Here is a 1,192-nt window from a genome sequence, read left to right as displayed (position 1 = left end):
AGTCACGCCCGAGCAAGCCAGAACCAGCCTGACAGCCGGCACCAGGCCAGCCGAGATCATTAGAGAGTGTGAGGGGGTCGCCCCTCACGGGCCGGCCCGCAGGCCGGCCCGCACCGCGCGGCTACCGGTCGGCGGGCTCGGAGCAGTTGGCGCAGTCGCACGGCCCGCCGGGGTTCTCCACCCACTCGACGGCCGCGATCTGCGCGGCCTGCTCCGCCGGGGAGAGCGCCTGCCACCCCTGATCCGCGCGCCGGTTCGACTCGATGCGTGCCGCGCGCTCGTCCAGCGTCTCCGGGGTCGGGGTGAGGAAAGCGGCCAGGGCCGCGCCGGTGTCCTGCTTGTCGGCGGGGGTGAGGAACGCGATCAGCGCGGTGGCGTAGGCGGTGCCGTCGTCGGTGACGGGGAATCCGCCCGGGGCCCCTTCGCCGGGCAGGGTGAGCGTGTTGCGGATGTGCGCGAGGATCTCGGCGTCCGTGGCGGTCGCGTCGTCGTCGGACTCGGCGCGGCGGGTGTCGAGGATGAGGGCCAGCTGTTCGGCCGTGGCGCGGCCGGTGTCGGTGCGGGTCATGGTGTGGTCCTCTCAGCGGTTCAGGAACGGGGCGACGCGGCGGATCGCTGCGCGGCGGGCGTGGGCGACGCAGTGGCGGAACGAGCCGCTGGTGATGCCGTGCAGCTGGTCGGAGTGCCACGCCTCCCAGACACCGGACTTGCGGCGGGTGACGAGCACGGAGGGCGTCTTCTTGGGGTCGGTGCCCACGACGCGGATGCTCACCGCGCGGGTGTTCGCGAGCGTGAGATAGGTCTTAGCCGTGGTCTGCAATTCGGTGGCGGTCTGCATGGTGTGGGTGCTCCCTCTGGCTGATCGTTTTTCTTTGCCTCTCCGGCGGGAAGAACCGTTTGAGTGGAGGCGGCGGAGTGACGCCCATTCCGGGCGAAATAAGGGAGCGCAGCGACCGCGTCCGGAATGGGTGGCACGTAGCCGGTGGAGCGAAATAGGTTTGAACCGCGGAGAGGTGAAGAAAACGGGGAATCGGGCCGCGTAGCGGCTTCCCCTCGGCGGTGTTCCGTCACCGCTGCGCGGGCGGAGCTCGCGCCCCCGGAACGGGGATGCCGGGGACCCTTCTATGGCTTCTGGTCAAGTCGCGGCGCAGGACGCTCGCAGCGTCTGTCGTCGTCGGGGGCGATGACGCGC

The 1,192-nt window shown here is 70.9% G+C and carries 2 protein-coding genes; both read right to left on the bottom strand.

The genetic code is table 11. From position 1 onward, the window contains the following. Positions 1–121: 121 nt before the first annotated feature. Complete coding sequence (locus tag C5C37_RS17025; protein WP_104339346.1) at positions 122–568, bottom strand: hypothetical protein; 447 nt, start codon at positions 566–568, stop codon at positions 122–124. A 12-nt stretch (positions 569–580) separates the two neighbouring features. Continuing rightward, on the bottom strand, positions 581–838 hold the full coding sequence (locus tag C5C37_RS17020; RefSeq protein ID WP_104339345.1) for a hypothetical protein: 258 nt from the start codon (positions 836–838) through the stop codon (positions 581–583). Positions 839–1,192 lie beyond the last annotated feature (354 nt).

Source organism: Rathayibacter sp. AY1F9 (assembly GCF_002932155.1).
GTDB lineage: Bacteria > Actinomycetota > Actinomycetes > Actinomycetales > Microbacteriaceae > Rathayibacter.
Note: the sequence above shows the minus strand (reverse complement) of the source record. Positions and strands in the feature narration are given on the sequence as shown.

Bases quoted from the DNA above. Each gene is read 5' to 3' on its own strand.
- C5C37_RS17025 (WP_104339346.1), bottom strand. From the start codon at position 568: ATGACCCGCACCGACACCGGCCGCGCCACGGCCGAACAGCTGGCCCTC.
- C5C37_RS17020 (WP_104339345.1), bottom strand. From the start codon at position 838: ATGCAGACCGCCACCGAATTGCAGACCACGGCTAAGACCTATCTCACG.